We start from the raw sequence: 1302 nt of genomic DNA on the forward strand, positions 1-1302 counted from the left end.
TGTAGTGGCGGTGTTGCGTGAGGGCAGAGGTCTGGCAAATACGAGCCTGAACCAGATTACAATGGCTTGTTTCCGACAACCGAAATCGGCAGTGGCTGGTAATATTGTGGGTCGAATACAGACAGTGGCAGGTCAGACTTATAGCCGCTGCGCTCTTCAGTTGCCTTCATGATTTCAACAGCACTGACGTTTTCGACACATTCATGTTCCAGAAATGCTTCCTGAGAGCGGGTCGCATTGCTGTCACCAAAGGGGGCGACTTCCATTGTGCCCATCGCCAGCGTGTTGCCAGCGTTGTCTTTCAACCGCAGTGAAACAGCCAGTTGGCCGAATCCCACACCGCTGTCGCCATTATCCAGGCGGAACTGATATACACAGATATTACCGGGAGTCCAAATTGTATCGGTGTTGCGGATGCTGATATAGCGTTGTTCATCCGCATAAGCGGATGACAGATGGCACAGCATTAAACCGGCGATGACAGGTAAAACTTTAGCAAATTGGCTCATTGGTGGCGCTCCTGATTTTGAGGCAAATAAACTTTGCCCATTTCCTTGCCGTCGTGAGAATAGACGACATATTTCTCACTGGTATAGCGGTCGGTTTCCTCGCGAAAGCTCAGGGTGATGTTGTCTGCGAGACACAGAGATGCCATCAGCGGCTGAACCGTCTTTTCTCGCATATCGGCAAGATAGTAATAATTCCCTGCCTTACATCCTTCCGGCGATTTGCGGGTTTTAATCACCGTGTATTGCGGCGTTCCAAAAGCGTCTTTCTTCACCCACTGATTATCAATGTCCGCTTGTGTTGATACTACATCGGTAAAGCGGGGTGCCGTCAGGTCTTTAAACCCGGCAATGGCTTTCACTTCGGCATTGTCTTTGTTATCACAGCCGGAGAGCAGCGCAGACAGTCCCAGAATCAATACTACTGTAACCTTATGATAATCCTTACTCACTTTTCTATTCCTTTCTTCCCAAGGGATTGCCTCAACAATTACCGGTACGGCGACACAGCTCAGCCAGGCTCTGCTGTGCCACCCATTGCTGCAGTTCCCGATCGTTTTCCGAGCGTTTAGCCGCCAGCGCGGCTTGCTGTTGTTTATTCGTACAGTTATCAGGCATGACCATGATGACTTTCGGGGCTATCTGCTGCCTGACTTTTGCAATTTTAGCCTTAAGAACATCATCAGTATCGTGAACCGCTGGCCACGAAGGGCGAATCAGATCATCAATAGCCTTATCTCGTACTGAGGATTGGTTATCAATGATGGCGAAATAACATCCTTCTCCTTTATCTTCT

The 1302-nt window shown here is 49.1% G+C and carries 2 protein-coding genes and 1 pseudogene; all 3 read right to left on the reverse strand.

Annotated features, from left to right (window positions below):
* Positions 1 to 56: 56 nt before the first annotated feature.
* Positions 57 to 509 (reverse strand): IrmA family protein, encoded by a 453-nt coding sequence (locus AC971_RS21465; RefSeq protein WP_025382927.1) that lies wholly within the window; start codon positions 507 to 509, stop codon positions 57 to 59.
* On the reverse strand, positions 506 to 958 hold the full coding sequence (locus tag AC971_RS21470) for a YfjS/YafY family lipoprotein (RefSeq protein ID WP_025382926.1): 453 nt from the start codon (positions 956 to 958) through the stop codon (positions 506 to 508). The genes AC971_RS21465 and AC971_RS21470 overlap by 4 nt, the downstream gene beginning before the upstream one ends.
* Positions 959 to 989: 31 nt before the next feature.
* Positions 990 to 1302, reverse strand: a pseudogene (locus AC971_RS24935) (hypothetical protein); the annotation flags it as partial.

It is taken from the genome of Yersinia similis (assembly GCF_001053095.1).
Lineage (GTDB): Bacteria > Pseudomonadota > Gammaproteobacteria > Enterobacterales > Enterobacteriaceae > Yersinia > Yersinia similis.

What these genes read in the sequence shown, in the direction of transcription:
- AC971_RS21465 (WP_025382927.1), bottom strand. Translation starts at nt 509, where the DNA reads ATGAGCCAATTTGCTAAAGTTTTACCTGTCATCGCCGGTTTAATGCTG.